The organism is Psychrobacter glacincola, from assembly GCF_904846215.1.
Lineage (GTDB): Bacteria > Pseudomonadota > Gammaproteobacteria > Pseudomonadales > Moraxellaceae > Psychrobacter > Psychrobacter glacincola.
Window position 1 is genome coordinate 1 of record NZ_CAJGZK010000001.1, and the last position, 20,934, is coordinate 20,934.

At 42.6% G+C, this 20,934-nt stretch carries 16 protein-coding genes and 1 other RNA gene; 11 read left to right on the forward strand and 6 right to left on the reverse strand.

Annotated elements, in window-relative coordinates:
• Nucleotides 1-127: transposase family protein (locus JMW90_RS14005; protein ID WP_420825320.1), on the reverse strand; the 127-nt coding region annotated here is incomplete at its 3' end.
• A 498-nt stretch (nt 128-625) separates the two neighbouring features.
• Here JMW90_RS14005 and JMW90_RS00005 point away from each other — a divergent pair.
• Nucleotides 626-2,593: a mechanosensitive ion channel family protein gene (locus JMW90_RS00005; RefSeq protein WP_201561085.1), complete on the forward strand. Its 1,968-nt coding sequence runs from the start codon at nt 626-628 to the stop codon at nt 2,591-2,593.
• 362 nt (nt 2,594-2,955) lie between these two features.
• Here the strand turns inward: JMW90_RS00005 and JMW90_RS00010 are convergent, their stop codons facing one another.
• From JMW90_RS00010 to JMW90_RS00025, 4 genes are all read right to left on the reverse strand, one after another.
• A complete protein-coding gene (locus JMW90_RS00010; protein ID WP_201561086.1) occupies nt 2,956-3,687 on the reverse strand; it encodes a Smr/MutS family protein in 732 nt (243 codons plus the stop codon).
• A 112-nt stretch (nt 3,688-3,799) separates the two neighbouring features.
• On the reverse strand, nt 3,800-4,687 hold the full coding sequence (gene trpC / locus JMW90_RS00015) for an indole-3-glycerol phosphate synthase TrpC (RefSeq protein ID WP_201561087.1): 888 nt from the start codon (nt 4,685-4,687) through the stop codon (nt 3,800-3,802).
• A gap of 103 nt (nt 4,688-4,790) precedes the next feature.
• Nucleotides 4,791-5,930: an anthranilate phosphoribosyltransferase gene (trpD, locus tag JMW90_RS00020; RefSeq protein WP_201561088.1), complete on the reverse strand. Its 1,140-nt coding sequence runs from the start codon at nt 5,928-5,930 to the stop codon at nt 4,791-4,793.
• Between the two features lie 44 nt (nt 5,931-5,974).
• On the reverse strand, nt 5,975-6,598 hold the full coding sequence (locus JMW90_RS00025; protein WP_201561089.1) for an anthranilate synthase component II: 624 nt from the start codon (nt 6,596-6,598) through the stop codon (nt 5,975-5,977).
• A gap of 903 nt (nt 6,599-7,501) precedes the next feature.
• Here JMW90_RS00025 and glnA point away from each other — a divergent pair.
• Together glnA and JMW90_RS00035 are read left to right on the forward strand one after the other, a co-directional pair.
• Nucleotides 7,502-8,911, forward strand: a complete 1,410-nt coding sequence (gene glnA, locus JMW90_RS00030) for a type I glutamate--ammonia ligase (RefSeq protein WP_201561090.1) — start codon at nt 7,502-7,504, stop codon at nt 8,909-8,911.
• 396 nt (nt 8,912-9,307) lie between these two features.
• The gene (locus tag JMW90_RS00035; RefSeq protein ID WP_227691800.1) at nt 9,308-10,054 is read left to right on the forward strand and encodes a DUF4124 domain-containing protein; all 747 of its coding nucleotides are present in this window, start codon (nt 9,308-9,310) and stop codon (nt 10,052-10,054) included.
• Nucleotides 10,055-10,149: 95 nt separating this feature from the next.
• Here the strand turns inward: JMW90_RS00035 and JMW90_RS00040 are convergent, their stop codons facing one another.
• A complete protein-coding gene (locus JMW90_RS00040) occupies nt 10,150-10,866 on the reverse strand; it encodes an SIMPL domain-containing protein (protein ID WP_201561092.1) in 717 nt (238 codons plus the stop codon).
• 267 nt (nt 10,867-11,133) lie between these two features.
• Here JMW90_RS00040 and ffs point away from each other — a divergent pair.
• The 8 genes from ffs (at nt 11,134) to JMW90_RS00080 (ending at nt 20,843) form a co-directional block, all read left to right on the forward strand.
• Nucleotides 11,134-11,230: signal recognition particle sRNA small type (ffs, locus tag JMW90_RS00045), an RNA gene on the forward strand.
• Nucleotides 11,231-11,689: 459 nt separating this feature from the next.
• The gene (locus JMW90_RS00050) at nt 11,690-12,565 is read left to right on the forward strand and encodes a hypothetical protein (RefSeq protein ID WP_201561093.1); all 876 of its coding nucleotides are present in this window, start codon (nt 11,690-11,692) and stop codon (nt 12,563-12,565) included.
• A gap of 171 nt (nt 12,566-12,736) precedes the next feature.
• On the forward strand, nt 12,737-13,846 hold the full coding sequence (serC, locus tag JMW90_RS00055; protein ID WP_201561094.1) for a 3-phosphoserine/phosphohydroxythreonine transaminase: 1,110 nt from the start codon (nt 12,737-12,739) through the stop codon (nt 13,844-13,846).
• 249 nt (nt 13,847-14,095) lie between these two features.
• Nucleotides 14,096-15,928, forward strand: coding sequence for an extracellular solute-binding protein (locus JMW90_RS00060; protein ID WP_201561095.1), 1,833 nt, complete (start codon nt 14,096-14,098; stop codon nt 15,926-15,928).
• Nucleotides 15,929-15,990: 62 nt separating this feature from the next.
• On the forward strand, nt 15,991-16,770 hold the full coding sequence (gloB, locus tag JMW90_RS00065) for a hydroxyacylglutathione hydrolase (RefSeq protein WP_201561096.1): 780 nt from the start codon (nt 15,991-15,993) through the stop codon (nt 16,768-16,770).
• A gap of 221 nt (nt 16,771-16,991) precedes the next feature.
• Nucleotides 16,992-18,059, forward strand: a complete 1,068-nt coding sequence (locus tag JMW90_RS00070; protein WP_201561097.1) for a microcin C ABC transporter permease YejB — start codon at nt 16,992-16,994, stop codon at nt 18,057-18,059.
• Nucleotides 18,059-19,141, forward strand: coding sequence for an ABC transporter permease (locus JMW90_RS00075; protein ID WP_201561098.1), 1,083 nt, complete (start codon nt 18,059-18,061; stop codon nt 19,139-19,141). Before JMW90_RS00070 ends, JMW90_RS00075 begins: the two co-directional genes overlap by 1 nt.
• 16 nt (nt 19,142-19,157) lie before the next feature.
• A complete protein-coding gene (locus JMW90_RS00080; RefSeq protein ID WP_201561283.1) occupies nt 19,158-20,843 on the forward strand; it encodes an ABC transporter ATP-binding protein in 1,686 nt (561 codons plus the stop codon).
• The last annotated feature ends 91 nt before the right edge of the window (nt 20,844-20,934 follow it).

A 20,934-nucleotide genomic window follows, 5' to 3' on the forward strand; every position in this document is an offset into this window, starting at 1 on the left:
TATCGTCATCGACGCGACAGGGCAGCTTTTTGGGCAGTTCAAACTTGCCAGAATCAACCAGTACGTCTTCTACTTTACGAATAATGCGGCTGGCAGAAGACTCATGAATACCAAAGTCCATACTGATGTGGTATAGCGTTTAAAACCAGCGTCACTTTGTTTGAGTAGCTTATCTATGTTTGGCATGATTCCTAGCCAGTTGTGAGTGTATTAGTTATTTTAAAACACTCTGCTACTTTTGCAAGAGGTCTAATAGACTACATAGCGACATTATCTATAAAAGTGCCTCATTTATAAACCACTTTCGCCTAATGTTTATTCATCATAAGATGAATATTATTCACTATTAGCATCTTTGATTGTTTAAAGTGATGGACATGCTATTTATCATTTTTTTGTTCGCTATAGTCGATTCAATTCAAAAAGAATACAGTACTGCTGGGATAAATTTTGCGAAGCCTCTGGAGTGCGAAGCGCACAGCAAGCGAGAGAAATTTATACCAGCATAATGCTATTCTGAACGTAACTCTTTTATATTGAACTTACTATAGTGATATTCTTTATCATCATAATTGTTATTATAGGGCGGATTTTCCCCGTTGTTCATTATGCCATTCATAAAACCATGAGGTCTGTTTTGTTTATTAAGCGTCGTCTGAGTACCACTGCCGTGCCATCGATATCGATGTCATTGATGAAATTACCGTTGATTGTGATGACACTACTTGTCGCTATGGCATTCAGTGTCCTCTCACAGTCTAGTGCGCTGGCCGCTGAAGCGAGCATACTGGGTGTGAGTGGTACTAAAGCTGAGAAAGGGGATAGCACATCAATACCTGACTCATTTGGTCGTGATACGCCTCGGGATACAGTGCAAGGGTTTATTGCGGCATTGGGTGAAAATGATTATTTGCTGGCGAGTAATTATTTAAATCTATCCAAAGCTGATAATCCCACAACCATTGTACGACAGTTCAAGCAAGCACTCGATGCAGGTGGTCGTTTTCAGACAGATTTGCAGATTGATAATACCCCTGAAGGCAATTTAACCGATCAGCTACCGCCAAGCCAAGAAAATGTCGGTGTCATCAAAGTCAGTGATACAAGTATTCCTTTACTACTTGAAAGAGTAGTGACGAAGGAAGGCGAGCAATACTGGCAGTTTTCTACCGAGACACTCAGCTCAATACCAGAGGCGATAGAGAACTATGAGCCGACTTTAGTTTCTCGTTATACTATTGCTTCGTTAGAGGGCAAAAAGCTTTTTGATTATCAGTTGGCTGATTTGGTTGCAGCTTTGATGATAACGATCAGTAGTTTTTTGTTCACCTACATCGCAGTATGGCTACTGTATCATTTATTGGCAATCACTTACCCTCGTCTCCGCGATGTGCCGCTACCATTGCCAGATAAAGTTATATTGCCATTAGCGGTAGTGATTATGGCGCTGATTTTATCTGAGGTGATGGTTTATGCGGGGGTGTCAGTGACCCTGCGCGAGCCGGTCAACCGTTTTGCTGAGATTGCTTCGTGGGTCGCGATAACGTGGTTATTGTTACGTATTATCGATGCATTATTTACCCGTGCAGTCAACTTAAGTTATAAGAAAAACCATACTGAACGGGTCTCGATTTTGGGGCTACTACGTAAAGTCGTCAAAGCGCTGTTATTGATATTTGCAGTCATCGTCACTTTCGGTAACTTGGGTTTTGACTTAACGACGGGTATTGCGGCATTAGGGGTTGGTGGTTTAGCCTTAGCATTAGGTGCGCAAAAGACCATTGAAAACTTAGTCGGCAGTGTGGTGGTAGTGGCAGATTCCCCCGTACGTATCGGTGACTATTGTAAATTTGGTACTTATGAGGGCACCGTCATCGATATTGGTATTCGCTCATCGCGCGTGCGTACCTTGACTCGTACTATCGTCACGGTACCTAACGGTGATTTTTCATCAATGCAAATTGAAAACTTTACCTCACGTGACATGTTCCGCTTTTTACATCAGCTATATATCAAGCGTACCGCTGATATTAATGTTGTGTTTAAAATGGTAAATCACTTAGATAAGTTTTTGGATGAGCATGAATTGACCAATCAAGAATGGAATCAAGTCAATATCTTAGAGTTGCGTCAAGATTGTTATATTATTCAGCTACAAGCCTATATCAATGCCACTGGTATTATTGAGTTCTATGAAAAGCAAGACGTGTTATTCGTTGATCTGTTAATGCAAGTTAGGCAATATGATGTAGAGCATGCCTTGCCAACACAGCAGCTGATTGTCAAGCAACCAGAGCTTCAGGCTCAATTAGAAAATGAAAATGAAGGTGAAAGTGAGACGGTTGACAAGAAAGCTGACAAGAAAATTGCTACTGATAATAAGCCAGAAGTTGTTCATTTAAACAAAGATAGCGATGTTTTTGATACGGAAAATGATAACAAGCAACCAGAGCCTGAACCAAAACAGAAGCCAAAAGAGCATTTATTAGACAATAGATATAAAGCTATCCATAAAAGTAGCGGTCATGCGTTGGCCAGATTAAAGTTTAAACAGGTGAAAAATAGCTTTAGATTTCCAAGAGCGAAAAAGTAAGGCGGTAAATTGCCACCAAAGCATTTAGGTGTTGTATGAAAATTTAAAAAGATATTCATGGTCACGGTACTCATAATGACGCCATTGTTGACTATCAGAGAATACTTTAATGACAATAAACCAACTAGATGCCTGAAAGTATAGTTGATCCACTTTTAAAAGAGTACAGCACTACTGAGGTTAATTATTCGCAGCCTCTGTCTGCGTAGGCACAGCAAGCAAGAAAAATTAACCCCAGTAGTGATTGATAATATTTATATTCTTTTATTTAGGACTGACTATAGTTATGGAGTACACAGGTGATTTTTTAATCTAAAAAAAGGACTGCGTCAATGCAGTCCTTTTTTGATTTAGAAAAAAACCTATTCGCCATCCGTCTTGGATTTTTTGAGCAGTACCAATACAGCACCATTGCCGCCATCTTTTGGCGGGGCTGAGCAAAACGCCAACACTTCTGGCAATTGACGTAACCAACCGTTGACGCAGGTTTTTAGTATCGCTTCACTGCCTTTACCGTGGATAATTTTTACTGATGTTTCATTGTTTTGCTTTGCTTGGCTGAGTAGTTGGGTCATTGCCACGCGGGCTTCTTCGATAGTGCAGCCATGAATATCTACGGCGTCATACCAACGCAATTTACCTTGTTTTAGCTGGGCAAAAATTTTGTTTTGTAGGGTAGGGTTCTTATAAGATAAATAGGCTTCGCCTGCAACAGGGTTCAATAAAGCCTGCATATCTGATAAGCCTGCGCCCAAGCCACTTGCTTCACCACCTTGCGCCGCTGCCCGTTTAGACAGTGTCGCTGCATCAGGCTTTTTGGCTTTTGCTGCATTGGCAGGTGAGCGAAGGTTTTTATCGTCGAGCTGATTGACGCCATGCATCGCTTGCATAAACAATACTTTATCATCATCGATATGTTCACTGTCCATCTGCTTGACCGTTTTTTTGACTTGCTTTTGGGTCAATAGAGAAACAGGCTCAGTCGGTTTACTATTGTCGCCATCAGGTGATGTGGTATCACGACCTTTACTCAATTGACCTTTGAGCTCTTTGAGTTGGTCTTGCATTTCTTTTGAAAATAGAGAGTTTGACATAATAATTAATGTATCGTTGGTTAGTGAATAGATGATTAATTGAATGAGTACTAAAGACAATCAAGGCGGTGATTACTGTCATGCTGGCTTTGTCTAAACCGTCTCACTTACTTTACGCCTGTGCTGCGACGCTCGCAAGTAAGGATTGTAATGCTTGTCCGGGATGTTCGGTCTTCATAAATTGCTCACCGATCAAAAAGTGCCGAATATTATGGTTTAGCATCATTCGGATATCATCACTGCTATGGATGCCACTTTCGGTTACGATAAGCGGTCGAGGCAAGCTGTCATTAAGATTGGCAGAAAATGCATCATCGATGGCAAGTTCGCGTAATAGGGCGTTCTTTAAATCAAGTGTCGTCTGCAAATCCACATCAAAGGTATTTAAATCGCGATTATTGATACCGTAGATATTATGTTCTGACTGTGGCAATTGTAGTGCTCGCTCAAGCTCTTCTGCCGTATGCACTTCTATCAAGACATCCATACCAAGCTCGATGCTTAGTGCGTGCAGCTCTTGTACCTGTGTATCATCTAGGCATGCCATAATTAGCAATATACAATCGGCGCCCATTAAATAAGATTGATAAATCTGATAGACATCAATCATAAAATCTTTACGTAATATCGGTAAGCTGCAAGCGTCGCGTGCTTGGATTAAATAACGGTCATCACCTTGAAAATAATCACGATCAGTCAATACAGACAAACAGTTGGCGCCGGCTTGCTCATATTGCGTAGCAAATAAGGCCGGCGCAAAGTTGTGATTGATAATACCTTTAGAAGGGGAGGCTTTTTTTATCTCAGCAATGATGCCAATATCAGCGGCGCGCAGGGCACTAGCAAAACCGCGCCGAGGTTGCTTATCCGCTGCGACTTTCGCTCGTAAGTCTTCAAGGGATAACAGCTTACGAGCAGCAGTAACTTCTTCATGTTTGGTGGCAACGATACGCTGTAATACTGAAGGAATATCTGAGCGGACTGTCGTGTTAATAGTCATAGCGGTATCCGGATATGGTTAAATATAAATAAACAATGATAGCGTAAACTGCGTACGAGTAAACTTAATCTGTCATCGTAAAACAACAATTTAGCCATTAAGGCTAACTCTGGGCTGCTAGCTGCTGCGTATAGTGCGCCAAAGACTCAAGTTTTACCAAAGCATCCCCATTTTGGATGATTTTTTGTGCTCGGCTTACGCCATTTGGGTAGTTGCTGGCAAGTCCTGCAGTATATATCGCAGCACCTGCGTTCAATGCAATCATATCACGCGCTTTGAGCACTGCGCGGTCATGTGTCTCTACGCCTGACAAAGCAGCACGTATTAGCTCAAGGCTTTGTGCTGGTGAGTCAACATCAAGCCCAATAAGAGTTTGTGATTCAATACCCGCATCTTCTGGCATCATGTCGTAGACGGAGATTTCACCATCTTTTAATTCAGCCACCGTTGTCGAGGTTGCAAGGCTGATTTCATCCAAACCATCTTTTGCACCGACGACCATCACATGTCGCGCACCAAGATTTTTCATTACTTTGGCGATCGGCTCACATAACTGCGCGGTAAAGACACCAATCACCAAATTGGGCGTACCAGCAGGGTTGGTGAGTGGACCCAAAATATTAAAAATCGTTCTAGATTTTAGCTCACGTCGTACCGGATTGGCATAACGCATGGCACTATGGTGGTTTGGCGCAAATAAGAAACCAATGCCTTGCTCTTCGATACAGGCTTGTGCTTGCTCAGGTGTCAGCGATAGACTGATACCGGCTTGCTCAAGTAAATCTGAGCTACCAGACTTGCTTGAAACACCACGGTTACCATGTTTGGCAACTTGCGCACCGGCTGCTGCTGCTACTAACGCTGCTGCTGTAGAGACATTAAATAAGTTGGCACCATCGCCTCCTGTACCAACGATATCGACCATATAGCGACAGTTTTTTGGGGTGATATTGGACGCCAATGCACGCATGGCACTTGCTGAAGCGGTAATTTCATCGATTGATTCACCTTTCATCCGCAGACCGGTCAAGATAGCGCCCATCATGGCATCGCTACATCTGCCTTGCATGATGATTAGCATCACTTGATACATCTCATCAAAGGTCAGATCAATATGCTGAAAAATCCTACCTAATGCGGTGGTCAGTAGCTCATGGATACTGTCATCTGATAGCTGATGAATGTCTTCTGGCGTACGTGTCATATCTGAAAGTACAGTCTGCAAAGGAGCAGTGGTCATCATATTCTCACTTATTATTGTTTTAAATTTTTGTATGATTTTGGCAGTTAGCCTAACTGTGGCAAATCATTGATGTCTATCACCGCCAAATGATGCGCTTGCAAAAAATTATTAAGCAGCTGATAGCCGGCCTCACTTAAAATAGATTCAGGATGAAACTGCACCCCTTCAATAGCAAAGTCGCGGTGACGAATACCCATGATTTCCTCCATACTACCATCGCTATGTTGTGTCCAAGCAGTGACCTCAAAGCCATCCGGCAAGCTTGATTTGTCAATGACCAGTGAATGATAGCGGGTAAACTGTGCAGGATTGGGTAAATTTACAAACACGCCTTGTCCATTATGGTAAATGGCGGATAAGCGTCCGTGCATCACTTCACATGCTTTAACTATGTTACCGCCAAACGCCTGCCCAATAGCTTGATGACCCAAGCAGATACCCAATATCGGTATCATACCTTTAAAAGTATCAATCAATTCAAGTGAGATGCCAGCGCTGTCAGGGGTGCAAGGACCAGGACCGATAACGATGGCGTCAGGCGCAAGCGCTTCTATTTGCTCGATGGTAATTTCATCATTACGACAGACGGTGATGTGCTGCTGCAATTCACCGAAGTACTGTACAATATTGTACGTAAAGCTGTCGTAATTATCGATCATCAGAATCATTAGGGCGTCAACTTGTTGAGATGCTTGCTTGTCATGTTTATTCGTATGTTTTTAAAAGGGTGTGTTGCTGTTAAAATTGACAGTTTTTATGACATCGTTATCTTAACACTATTTTGCAGTCTATCAAATGCGGCGCATCTATACGCTAAGTTGTAATACATGAAGCATTTTAGTCATCGATAAAAGATGACAGCATATAGTCAATCTTAAATAAAATGAGATATAATTAAAATATCTCAAAAACGCTACAGTACTGCTGGTATAAATTTTTTGCAGCCTCTGTCTGCGTAGGCACAGCAAGCAAGAAAAATGAATATCAGCAGTACTTGATGTATCGATATTACTTTTCTCTGACTATATATTTTAAACGGCCTGTCCCATAAGCTACATTTTGCGCTATTAAAGTGCATCTGCACACAATAATACCCTATATATCGCACTGATATGGTGCTGTAACTGTCGTATTAAGTGTGTGTATTTTGCAATCAAGGACGGCATTCAAAGTTTTCTGACTTTAAAAGTATGAAATTTATCACATTAAGTAATTGTAATTATTATTGATAATTTAAATATTTCACTGTTGGCGGTGCTGATATTGGGATAAATTGGCATAGTATTTGCTGCCATATAGTGTCTTATACTATATGAGTGTCTTGCGCTGTCCAGTGGTATAATATATTTATGAATAAGCGTCTGAAGAGTGCAACATTGTTAGCGAGATATTGCTAAAATAGCAATTGCATTTGTCTGATTGATAAAAATGTGTCATTAATAATAAAGATGGATACTGACTGTTAGTATGAATAACGAGTAAACATCGTCATCTTTAACCTCAGTATGGTTCAGCATTATAAAGCCACTACCATAATTTCAGTACCATGATAATCACAAGGGAAACTATTTATGTCGAATAAACTACTTGATCTGATCAAATCATCCAATGCCAAATGGGTCGATTTCCGCTTTACTGATACCCGTGGTAAAGAGCAACATATGAGCTTTCCAGCTCATAGTGTCGATGAAGAATCGATGGAAGATGGCAAAATGTTTGATGGCTCATCGATTGCTGGTTGGAAAGGGATTGAAGCATCAGACATGATTTTGCGTCCTGATCCTGATACGGCGTTTATCGACCCGTTCTTTGATGCGGTTACGGTTGTCGTAACTTGTGACATCATTGAGCCATCAACCCTACAAGGTTATGACCGTGACCCGCGCTCTATCGCCCGCCGCGCTGAAGAGTATTTAAAGTCTACTGGTATTGGTGACACGGCCTATTTTGGTCCTGAGCCTGAATTCTTTGTATTTGATGAAGTAAAATGGTCTGTGGGCATGTCTGGTGTCAGTCATGAAATCGTCGCTGAAGAAGCCGCTTGGTCAAGCGGCAAAGACTATGAATGGGGCAATATGGGTCATCGCCCACGTGTCAAAGGCGGTTATGTACCAGTACCACCTGTTGATAGCTCACAAGATATGCGTACCGTCATGTGCGATCGCATCGAAGATATGATTGGTGAAGGCTGTATCGAAGTCCATCATCATGAAGTTGCGCCTTGTCAGTTAGAGATTGGTGTTGCCTTCAATACACTCGTACGCAAAGCAGATGAAGTACAAAAACTAAAATATGCCGTACATAACGTGGCACATCAGTTCGGCAAAACCGCAACCTTTATGCCAAAGCCTATCGTTGGTGATAATGGTTCTGGTATGCACGTGCATATTTCAATCTCAAAAGATGGCGTCAATACTTTCTCTGGCGATGAATATGCAGGCTTGTCTGAAACGGCATTGTATTTTGTTGGTGGTATCATTAAACACGCTCGTGCGCTTAATGCGATTACCAATCCATCGACCAACAGCTACAAGCGCCTTGTGCCTCATTATGAAGCGCCTATCAAGCTTGCATACTCAGCATCTAACCGCTCAGCATCTATCCGTGTTCCACACGTCAGTAGCCCAAAAGCGGTACGTATTGAAGCGAGATTCCCTGATCCAGCAGCCAACCCATACCTAGCGTTTGCAGCACTGTTGATGGCGGGTCTTGACGGTATTCAGAACAAAATGCATCCAGGTGAAGCTGCTGACAAAAACTTGTATGACTTGCCGCCAGAAGAAGAGGCATTGATTCCAACAGTTGCTGAAAACTTAGAAGTGGCACTACAAGCCTTAAAAGATGATCATGAATTCTTATTGAAAGGCGATGTATTTACCAAAGATATGTTAGAGGCTTATATTGCTCTAAAACAAGAAGAAGTACAGCGCGTTAATATCACGGTACATCCAGTTGAGTTTGACTTGTATTACAGCTGCTAATTTATTGTTAAACATTTAAAAGTTCAATAAAAAACCAGTTAAGTGAACCTTAGCTGGTTTTTTTGCACTTGAATGATTGTATTGACTTAACTGACAAAATTTCTGTGCAGACGATACTGCTTTAATATGAAAAGTACCGCATAATATAGTCAGGGAAAAGCAATATCGATACATCAAGTACTGCTGATATTAATTTTTCTTGCTTGCTGTGCCTACGCAGACAGAGGCTGCAAAAAATTTATACCAGCAGCACTGTAGCGTTTTTGAGATATTTTAACTATAGTTTCATCTGTGTATCAATAAAAATACTTATTAGGCTGACTGACTATGACTTCATTATTAAAAAATAACCTTTTGAATAAAAGTATGAATATAAGCCTGCTAACAGGACTTGTAATGATTATAACCAGTCTCTACGCGCCGATAACGAATGCTGCACCTATTTATAAAGTCATTGATGAAAAAACGGGTCAAGTCACCTTTACTGATCGTCCGCAGAACTATGAGCATAAAGCGGGCACGCAAATTAGTGAAACGTCTGTTATGACGAATACTCACTCTACGTCCAATAGTGCTAATAATAGCACCGCAGTAAATAGCAATCCTGCGCCTCCTCAGCAAATGCTCACCAGTAATGCCACACCACCAGCGCTAGAAAATGCATCGAGCACTATCCAATCATCACGCGTCAGTTATCAATTAACGATGATTGAGCCAAGTGAAGAACGTGCTTATCGTCGTCCGGCGCAAAGTATCGTTATTACTCTGCAAATCAAACCTGCATTACAAGCAGGCGATAGCGTGAGTATTACGCTTGATGGTAATGAGGTAGCTCAGGGATTGAATGCTTCGATTTCTACCGTTGATATTTTGCCAGGTTCTCATGTTATCAATGCGGTGGTCAAAAACGCGAAAGGGCAGGCATTAAAGCAAATCTCACGAACTGTTTATGTGATTCAAAATACGCAGACGCTACAAAATAATAAGAAAATCGCTCAGCAGCTTTTGGCTTATCAGCGCTTGCCTTGGCATCAAAAGGTGTTATTGAAATTGCGCCAAGATGGTAAACAACCCAACATGCAAACCTTTAATAAACCACAAGCTGATAAACCAATGACCCTTGAGCAACCAGCTATTAAGTAGTCTATGATACATAATGTTGAAAAAATAAAGGCAATCACTGACATCAGCGATTGCCTTTATTTATAACGATATTTTTCTATAGGATTGACTGAAGCTTATTTGGTTAACTCAATCGTACCATTGGCAGTGACTGAGATGGTGCTGTTACCAGATTCAAAATTTTGGCTAGGTACCGACGCATCAGCCGCTTCAGATTTCATACTCATCGCATTGTACATCGGGCGCGGATAGTTGCTGCCTATATTTAGATTGACATTGACGACACGATAGCTGCGCGCATCCCACGCACGAGTCATATTTTTAGCTTGCTGCTGAAAGGCGCGTGAAGCATCGGTCATCAGTTTTTGCTCTAGCGCATTCTTTTTGATATCTGAGACACCAAAGCTGAGATTTTCCATGACCAAGTTTTCTTGCAAATCGGCAATCAGTTGACTGGTTGCGGTAAAATCGGTACTTTTTAGGTCTATATTTGCCTGTCCTGTCCAGCCGATAATTTTATTGTTTTTATCATAACGTGGATAAGTACGTTGTTGACCCGTGCTTACCGTGACAGTCGGATAGCGTTTAGCGATTTTCAATGCATTATTAATCGAAGTGTTTAGGGTGATTGCCAAAGCTTTTGCATCGGTTGCCTGCGCTTTTTTGTATAAGCTGGCAGTGACCTCATCGTTTTGAACCTCTTCTTTTACTTCTGCCTGAAAAGTAAGCTGATCATAGCCGGTTGGCGCTGCATGGGCACTCCCCATCATCGCCGTCAATAAAAACGCCGTACCAGTGGTGATAGCGACCTTGCTAGTTAGGATGTTGTCCATCATATTCTCCTGAATAATATAAATAGAGTTGAAGCCGTTAATTGAAAAACCATAAAGACGCATTTTATTTATTTGGCACTACTTATGGCACTATTTATGGCACTTAACTGTCTTATCTAAAATAACAAAATTTGAATGTGTTGATGTGATAATTTTGTCATTTAAGTTACGGGCGGGATCAAAAGGTTTTTATCTTATAAAGCAATCTGTTTGACGATTGGGGTTGTAATAAGCAGAAATTCTTGTATAATCTGCAACTGGTGGCTCCGTTGGTAGCCTCGCAACATTGTTCTATGAATCCCGCCAGGACCGGAAGGTAGCAACGGTAATAGTTATGATGTGTGCCGAGGATGTGCTGATGGAGTCGCTTTTTTTTGCCTAAAATTTGATAGCGGTTTTTGTAAATCGCTGAAAATGCTCGTTTGAGATATTAAGTCCTTCATTGTAAAGGGCTTTTTTTTACCTAGCTTTTGTCTTATTCTAAAGTTTAAGTAAGCGATATAAGTTAAAATATAATGCAGTAATTTTTATGAATAATAAGATTAAGACTAAATATTTATTCAGCTGATACTGGTTTTGCACTCTTTGAGACCAGCATTTAGCACGAGTATAATTATTTATCGAGACAGCAAGGTAGTCGTCAAATAGATTATAATGGTTACTGGCAAGGACTGAGCACATTGCATACGGTGATGTTACACGATACGATAGTCAGTCAAGATGAAAATGATGGCTTAATGCTATTTCCATTATTATTTTTAGCACTGTTGCGGGTATCACAAAACAGTAAACCCATTTAAGATAAGTAGGATAGTAGAGTCGCATGAGTGATATTCAAGACCCGCTGGTTCTATTGCAGCAGCGTATGCAGCAGCGTCAGATTTTAGCGATGATGGGTATCAAGCAATGGGTGCAGCCAAGTTCTGAGACCATTAACATCACAGATATTGCGGCGCCTACTACAAATCCTCACGGCATCACTCAGTCTATTTCTTCTGCGGCTAGCCCTAAACAACCAAACACTGAGCAGCCAAACACTGAGCAGGCAAGCATTAACGTTGCGAGCATTGAGTCTCCAGAGTCTATAGCAAGCTTGCATAACGGTAGCTATGATTATCATGATGCTGCCATGCATGTTAATGACGTCCAAGATGCGAGCTCAAATGCATTCAATGAACAAAGTCCAGTTACTTATAGTTTTGATAGCAACACTCCTGATGCCGCTATCAGCTTGCTCGTCGATACAGTGGTACAGCAAACGGTTGCACCAATTGAGCAGATGTATTCTAGCGACAGCTATCATGGGAATCCGCTTCATGACAGTACCCTTAAAGTAGCGCCGTTCGACTTGCAAGGTGGTCGCTACGGTAACTGGGTAATATTGGTTGATATCCAATCCCTCAATAATGACAGCCAAAAGCTATGGCAAAATATCACGCAGGCGCTTTCAATCTCTTGTGAGACGACCTCATTCCCTATCTGTGAGGGTATGGATATTGCTGAGCTTGCCAATGCCAGCTTTGCTGGATACATCTTTAAAATTGGTCGAAGTGAAGAGATACGAGTTGCGTCATTAACACCATTGCCTGAAGGCCTTGAGCATCCTACTCTGACTACTGTGCCCACGCTAGATGAGATGCTTGCTGATAGCAGCTTAAAGCGCAGGCTTTGGGAGATGCTCTCTAGCTCGGCTGATTAACAACAAAGGTTTTGATCGTTTTTTATAAGTAATACAGTCGTTAGCAACTCAAATAAAAAATGTCAGAAATATTTTAATGATTAAGTTTTCAATCCCAACTAACAACTAACAACTAACAACTAACAACTAACAACTAACAACGATGATTTCATCATATTTAGGATAATGATTATGACGACTACAGCTGCTCCTAACCGTACCCCTAACTTTTCAGCGGGTCCTGCTACGATACCGACCGCTGTATTATCACGTGCTCAAGAAGAGCTGCTCGACTGGCAAGGACGCGGCGTATCGGTGATGGAAATCAGCCATCGTAGTAAAGAGTACATCGCGATTACTGATAAAGCTGAAGCCAAACTGCGCTCGTTGATGGATATTCCAGACAATTATAAAGTGTTGTTTTTGCAAGGCGGCGCCAGCTTACAGTTTTCAGCCATTCCATTAAATCTGTTAAATGGTGGACGCGGTGACTATCTCACTACTGGCGCTTGGTCAGGTAAAGCGATCAAAGAGGCAGAGCGTTATGCCAAGCTTGGTCTTGGTGAAGTTAATCTGGTTGCCACAGGCAAAGACAGTAATTTCACTGACGTGCCAGCCCAAAGTGACTGGAATGTGAGCGAAGATGCGGCGTATTTTCACTACTGCGCCAATGAGACCATTCATGGTTTGCAAGTATTTGAGCCACCAAAAGTAGATGCACCTATTATTGTCGATATGTCTTCTTGCATCTTGTCGCAGCCGATTGATGTGTCTAAGTTTGGGATGATTTACGCCGGTGCGCAAAAAAACATCGGTCCAGCAGGTTTAGTGATTGTCATTATTCGTGAAGACTTGTTAGGGCAGGCAAGTGAGTGGTGCCCGCTACTCATGAACTATGAGCACCAAGCCGAAAAAGAGTCTATGTCAAACACGCCAGCGACATATTCTTGGTACTTGGCAGGGCTGGTCTTTGATTGGTTAGAAGAGCAGGGCGGCGTTGCTGCGATTGGTAAAATCAATCAACAAAAAGCGGATTTGCTCTATAAAACGATTGATGACAGCAGTTTTTATAATAATCCAGTTGCCCTTAAATATCGCTCTATCATGAATGTGCCGTTTACTTTGGCTGATAGTAGCCTTGATAAGGTGTTTTTAGAAGAGTCAGAAGCAGCAGGCTTACTGCATTTAAAAGGTCACCGTGATGTGGGCGGTATGCGTGCCAGTATTTACAATGCGGTGTCGTTAGAATGGGTGCAGCTGTTGGTCGACTTTATGATAGCGTTTGAAAAAAAGTACGCTTAAGTCAGTACCGTTTTTGGAAAAAAGACGCAACTTTTATAAGCTGCGTCTTTTTTTTATGAACATTAATACTCGTTTTGGGTGAATAATGCGTCATGTAGCATTCTTAACGCTGCAAATCATTAGGTTAAAAAATCTAAGTTTGTTATGATAAAATTTTGCGGTACTGACGGTTATCAATTATATTGCAGCACTTAAGTAAATTCTCATCATATCCATTGGGCTAACACAGGGGTTTGTTATAACTTTATTATGATAAACAATACCATGCTAAAAACCGTCCTATTAGTGGCACTGGTGAGCTGGATACCAGTCAGTATCGCGGTGCCGATTACCACGACAGCACTTGGTCATAATAGTCCTACTGAGTATATTGACGCGCCCTTTATGCCCTACGCCAATCCAAAGGCGCCGACAGGTGGCACGTTATCGCTTGATGCGCGAGGCACCTTTAATGCGGCCAATAAATGGATGACCACTGGTGTGGCAATGGCCGGCACCGACTATCTATATGATACCTTGATGACTGGCTCATTAAATGAAGCCTTTACCATGTATCCGCAGCTGGCAAGTAAAGTCACTTATGACCCTGATGACACCCGTTGGATTATTTATCATATCAATCCTGCCGCGCGCTTTTGGGATGGCACGCCGGTGACCAGTAGTGACGTCAAAGCCACTTATGAGGCAATATTAAATAAAGGACCGATGTATATTCGCAGCTATTTGGGTGACATCAAAGACATTCAAATTATTGATAAGCAACGCGTGAAGTTTGTCTTTGCCTCTGATGACAATAAAGAGATTTTATTGACAGTCGGGCAGTTTCCTATCTTCGCTAAGTCTTCTATCGATGCTGATTTTGAAAAAATTAGCTTAACGCCATTGATGGGTAGTGGTCCTTATAAGCTTGGACGCGTTGATGCCGGTCGTTCAGTCAGCTACGTGCGTGACCCCAATTATTGGGGTCGTGATTTGATGGTGAATCGCGGTCGTTATAATTTTGATATGATCAAATTCGTCTATTATCAAAGTGATGAAATTGCCTTTGAAGGGTTTAAATCTGGTCAATATCGCTTTCGCCCTGAAAATAAAGCCTCTAATTGGGCAACGGGTTATAATTTCCCTGCTGTCAAAGCCGGTCTTATTAATAAAGAAACCATAAGTAGTGAAAATCCAGTGCCGATGCAAGCGTTGGTCATGAATATGCGCCGGCCGATCTTTCAAGATATTCGCGTTCGTCAAGCACTCAGTAAGGCTTACGACTTTGAATGGATGAATAAAACCTTATTTCATGGGCAGTATGAGCGCTTGCAAAGTTTTTTTCATGGCTCAGAGCTTGCTGCGACTGACAAACCATCTACTGAAGAGATGAAAGTGCTGACACCTTTATTATCTAAGCTTGAGCCAATTCAACGTCAAGCCGTATTAATGGAGTGGCAATTGCCAACCAGCGACGGTAGTGGTTTTAACCGTGAAGGCTTGTTAGAGGCGCGGCAGCTGTTGTTAGATGCTGGGTTCTATTATAACGATATGAAATTATACCAGCCTGATGGCAAGCTTGCTCGGATTGAGATGTTAATGACAGGCGAAACCATGGGTCGAGTGCTACTGCCTTATATTCGTAATTTAAAGCGGCTAGGGTTTGATGTGACCTTGCGTCAAGTCGATGGACCACAATATTATGAGCGTGTGCGTCGTTTTGACTATGATATGGTTGTCGATGTATTCGCTCAAAGTTTATCACCAGGTGCTGAACAAGCGGCATTTTGGGGCAGTGCAGCTGCTGATGAGCCAGGCAATAATAATACGATTGGTATTAAAAACCCCGTGATAGACAGGGTCATAGAGCAGCTAGGTAATGCGAAAAATCGCGACGAGATTGTTTTATATACTCAGGTATTAGATCGTTTATTACGTGCCGGTCATTATGTCGTACCGCTATATGGCAAGTCTGCTACCAATGTCGCCTACTGGAATCAATACCGGCATACTGAAAAACTGCCGGCTAATGCCATTGGTATTGATTATTGGTGGACAGATAAAGCCGCAGAAGTACGCGTTAACCAGTATTTAAAACAATAAGTGATAGTAATGTTCGATCTAATAAATTTAGCAATAAAAACAACGACTGGTAAGGATTTAATATGAGTATTCATATTCACCCGATTAAAGCATTTAATGACAATTATATTTGGACATTAATTAATGACAGTAACAAACAGGCGATCGTCATTGACCCAGGTCAAGCGGCACCAGTCGTTGCTTATTTAGAAGAAAATGGCTTAGAGCTGACGTCTATCTGGACGACTCATCATCATCATGACCATATCGGCGGCGTCGCAGAGTTACAAGAGTCTTATCCGATGACGCATTTGGTCGCGCATACTGAACATAACGTCGATGAAGATCAAGCAATTAAAGATGGCAGTACAGTAAGCGCGTGGGGCTGCTCGGCACAAGTATGGGATGTGTCTGGTCATACTGCCAGTCACATGGCTTATATATTAGATATCGATGGGCGTAAGCATTGCTTCTGTGGCGATACCTTATTTAGTGCCGGTTGCGGACGGGTGTTTACTGGGACGATTGAGCAGTTGCATGACAGCTTTAAGCGTCTGAATGGACTGCCAGCTGACACGCTGCTATATCCTGCACACGAATACACTGCCAGTAATCTGCGCTTTGGTCTGTCCATCGAACCTGCCAATGAAGCGATGCAGCAAGCATTGGCGCAAGCAGAAGACAAAACCGCACAAGGTATTCCGACGTTACCCGTCACCTTAGAGCATGAGCGCGCGATAAATGTATTTTTACGGACGCAAGAGCCGAGCGTGATTGCAGGCGTGAAGTCTAACGTGACTATCGATGATGATAAGTCGTTGACCGTATTTGCGGCGCTACGTGAGCTTAAAAATAACTTTTAAATGCTATAGTTAATCCACTTTTAAAAGGGTACAGAACTACTGTGGTTGATTATTCACAGCCTCTGTCTGCATTGGCACAGCAAGCAAGAAAAATTAACCACAGTAGTGATTGATAACATTTGTATCTCTTTTATTTAGGACCGACTATAACGTATGTGCTGGTAAATAGTAGCTGATCATTTTCTCTGTTGTTATGTTCTTTATCTTAGGAAGCCGCCATTATGGGTCGTTATATCTTAAAAAGGTTGTTATTGATATTACCGACGCTATTTTTGATATTGCTGGCGAATTTTGTCATTGTACAAGCAGCGCCCGGTGGTCCTGTTGAGCAGCAACTCGCCATGATTGAGCAAGGTGCAAAAGACAATGCCTTGGGCGGTAATATTGGCGCGGGTAGTGCCGGTAATAATAGTACCTATCAAGGCACGCGTGGCCTATCAGAAGAGATGGTGGCGGCGATTAATGCGCAATACGGCTTTGATAAATCGGCACCTGAGCGCTTTTGGCTGATGCTCAAGAACTATGCACAGTTAGACTTTGGTGAATCGTTTTTTAAAGGTCAGTCGGTCACTGATTTGATTATAGAAAAGCTTCCAGTGTCCATCTCGCTTGGGCTATGGAGTACGCTGCTGATTTATATGATAGCGATTCCACTTGGGGTCTATAAAGCCATGCATCACGGCTCGGGGATTGATAAAGTCACAGCCATGCTGCTTGCTATCGGCCATGCAATCCCTGTATTCGTGTTTGCTGTCATATTATTGGTGTTTTTTGCAGGTGGCAGCTACTGGAATATTTTTCCACTGCAAGGGTTGACCTCAGAGAACTTCGATCAATTAAGCGCACTGGGTAAAGTTAAAGATTATTTTTGGCATCTGGCACTGCCACTATTGGCAAGCACCGTTGGTGGTTTTGCTGGGTTGACGTATCTGACCAAGTTCAGCTTTTTAGAAGAGCTCGGTAAGCAATACGTGCTTACCGCTCGCGCCAAAGGATTGGGTGAGCGTCAAGTGCTATACGGACACGTGTTTCGTAATGCGATGCTGATTATCATCGCCGGTATTCCAGCGGCAATCGTTGGGATTTTCTTTGCTGGAAACTTTCTTATTGAGATTATCTTTAAGCTTGATGGTTTGGGATTATTAGGTTTCGAAGCCATTCAGCAGCGTGATTATCCCGTGATATTTGGCACGCTGTTTATTTTTACCTTGGTGGGACTGTTATTACAATTAATCAGTGATTTAAGTTATCACTTAATTGATCCGCGTATTGATTTTGAGGGGCGCTAATGTCAAGTCATTCATTACCTTCAACGCCCTTAAACACATCTGCTATTTCGATAGAAAAAAAACGTCGCCTAAATCCTATCTGGCAGGCGCGGCTTAATCGCTTTCGTCAAAATCGTCTTGGCGTCATATCGCTGTTTGTTTTTGCGCTGATATTTGTTATTTGTATGGCAGCCAATGTGATTGCCAATGACAAGCCGCTGCTGGTGCAGTATCAAGGGGATTATTACTTTCCAGTATTAAAGGCTTATCCCGAAACGACTTTTGGCGGTGTGTTCGAGACTGAAACCAATTACAAAGACCCTGCGGTACAAACGCTGATTAATGATCAGGGCTATTATGTGATGCCGCCCATTCCGTTCGCTGACCAAACGCCAAACGTTGAGCTGGGCATTCCCTATCCGGCGGCACCCAACAGTCAAAACTGGCTTGGCACCGATGATATGGGCCGTGATGTATTGGCGCGCATACTTTACGGCATGCGAGTGTCATTATTATTTGGTCTGGCATTGACACTAGCGGGTGCATTGATTGGTGTTATCGTTGGTGCGATACAAGGCTATTACGGTGGTTGGGTCGATCTGACAGGGCAGCGCTTTATGGAAGTGTGGGGCGGTATGCCGCAGCTGTTTATGATTATTATTTTGGTCAGCTTATTTAGTCCTAGTATCACCATGTTATTTGCCATGATGCTGTTATTCGGCTGGATGGGTTTGGTCGGTTTGGTACGTGCAGAGTTTTTGCGTGCGCGTAACTTTGATTATGTCCGTGCGGCGCGTAATCTGGGTGTTTCGGACAGTCAAATTATGCTTAGGCATATCTTGCCCAATGCGTTAGCCTCAAGCTTATCGCAGTTGCCATTTATTTTAACGGCCAATATTATTGCGTTAACAGCGCTAGACTTTCTGGGTTATGGCTTACCACCTGGGTCGCCGTCACTTGGTGAGCTGATGGTACAAGGGAAAAATAATCTCGATGCGCCTTGGTTGGCATTATCTGGATTCTTTAGCTTAACCTTTATTTTATCATTACTCATCTTCGTTGGCGAAGCACTACGTGATGCCTTTGATCCGAGGCGCTCTTAATATGACAACTGATAGTATGATAACAACTAATACGACAACTGCTACTGAGAAAAATAACTTTTCAGGCGAAAACTATAGTAATGAACAAAATAAGCTCATGCTAGTAGTAGATAAACTTAGCATCGTCACTGATGCAAGTGTTGTTCTAGTCGATAAACTATCTTATGAGCTGCGGCAAGGACAAACTTTGGCCATCGTTGGTGAGTCAGGCTCTGGTAAATCAATTGCAAGTCTTGCGCTATTAGGCTTGCTCCCAGATAGCTTGATCGTTACTGGTAAAGTGCAGTTAGCAGATACATCACGAATGACTACATTACCGATAGCCAATGATAGAACACGTAATGCAGCTCTACGCGCGGTGCGTGGGCAGCGTATCGGCATGGTGTTCCAAGAGCCGATGACGGCGCTCAATCCATTGCATACCGTTGCCAAACAAATCGCAGAATCTCTTCGTCTAAGCGGTGTACCCAAAAAACAATGGCAAAGTCAAACAATTGACTTACTAAATGATGTCAATATCACTGATCCTGCTGATAAGTTGAATCGCTATCCACATGAGCTATCGGGTGGTCAGCGTCAGCGGGTGATGATTGCCATGGCATTAGCGCAGCAGCCTGATATTTTAATCGCTGATGAGCCGACCACTGCGCTTGATGTGACTTTGCAACATGAGATTCTCGCTCTATTAGATGATCTTAAACGTCAGCATAATATGGCGATGATATTGATTAGCCATGACCTCAATCTGGTCAGGCGCTACAGTGATGAAGTCATCGTTATGTACCAAGGACGGACGATTGAGCAAGGGCAAACTGCAGCGGTATTTGGTCAGCCTAAAGCCGAATATACGCGCTCGCTTATCAAACAAGACTTTGGGCAAGCGCTCAACTTCTCTGATGACAAGCAAAGTCAGCAATCAACTGTATTGCAAGTAAATAACCTACAAGTACAGTTCCCGATTGAAAAAAGTCTGTTTGGCGGTACCAAACGTTGGTTCGAGGCGGTAAAAGATGTCGATATGAGCTTACAGAAAGGGCAAGCATTAGGCATCATTGGTGAGTCAGGCTCTGGCAAAACGACGATTGCGCTTGCGTTAAGTCAATTACTCAGCAATCAGGCGCGTGTCAGTGGTCAGATAAGGGTGAATGATCAAGATATTGCCGCGTTATCAAAACGTGATTTGCGCACCTTCCGCTCGCAGATTCAGCTGGTGTTTCAAGACCCTTTTGCCAGTATTAACCCTCGTATGACCGTATTACAGATAGTCGAAGAAGGGCTATTAGTGCAGGGCGTTGATAAGGCCGCACGTCAGCAGGCGGTAATGGAGAGTCTCGCTACTGTGCATTTACCGTTAGAGTTTGCGCAGCGTTATCCGCATGAGCTATCGGGCGGTCAGCGTCAGCGGGTGGCTCTGGCTCGCGCCCTTATCATGCGGCCAAGTCTCTTGATATTGGATGAGCCGACGTCTGCGCTCGATAGCACCACACAGGTAACTGTGATTAATTTACTACGGGAGATTCAGGAAAAATTGCAAATCAGCTACGTGTGTATCAGCCATGACTTAAAAGTAGTCCGTGCTTTGTGTCAGCATCTCATCGTGCTCAAAGATGGTGTGTGTGTGGAATCTGGACGTACCGAAGATGTTTTCAATAACCCACAGCATCCGTATGCGAAGCAGCTATTGCAGATGAGTATGATATAGCCTAAGTAAATGATGTTAAATACTCAGAACATAGCAGTTCATAATAATCGCGACAACCTAAAAATGGCGGTGGTACAATAAGTTTCGACAG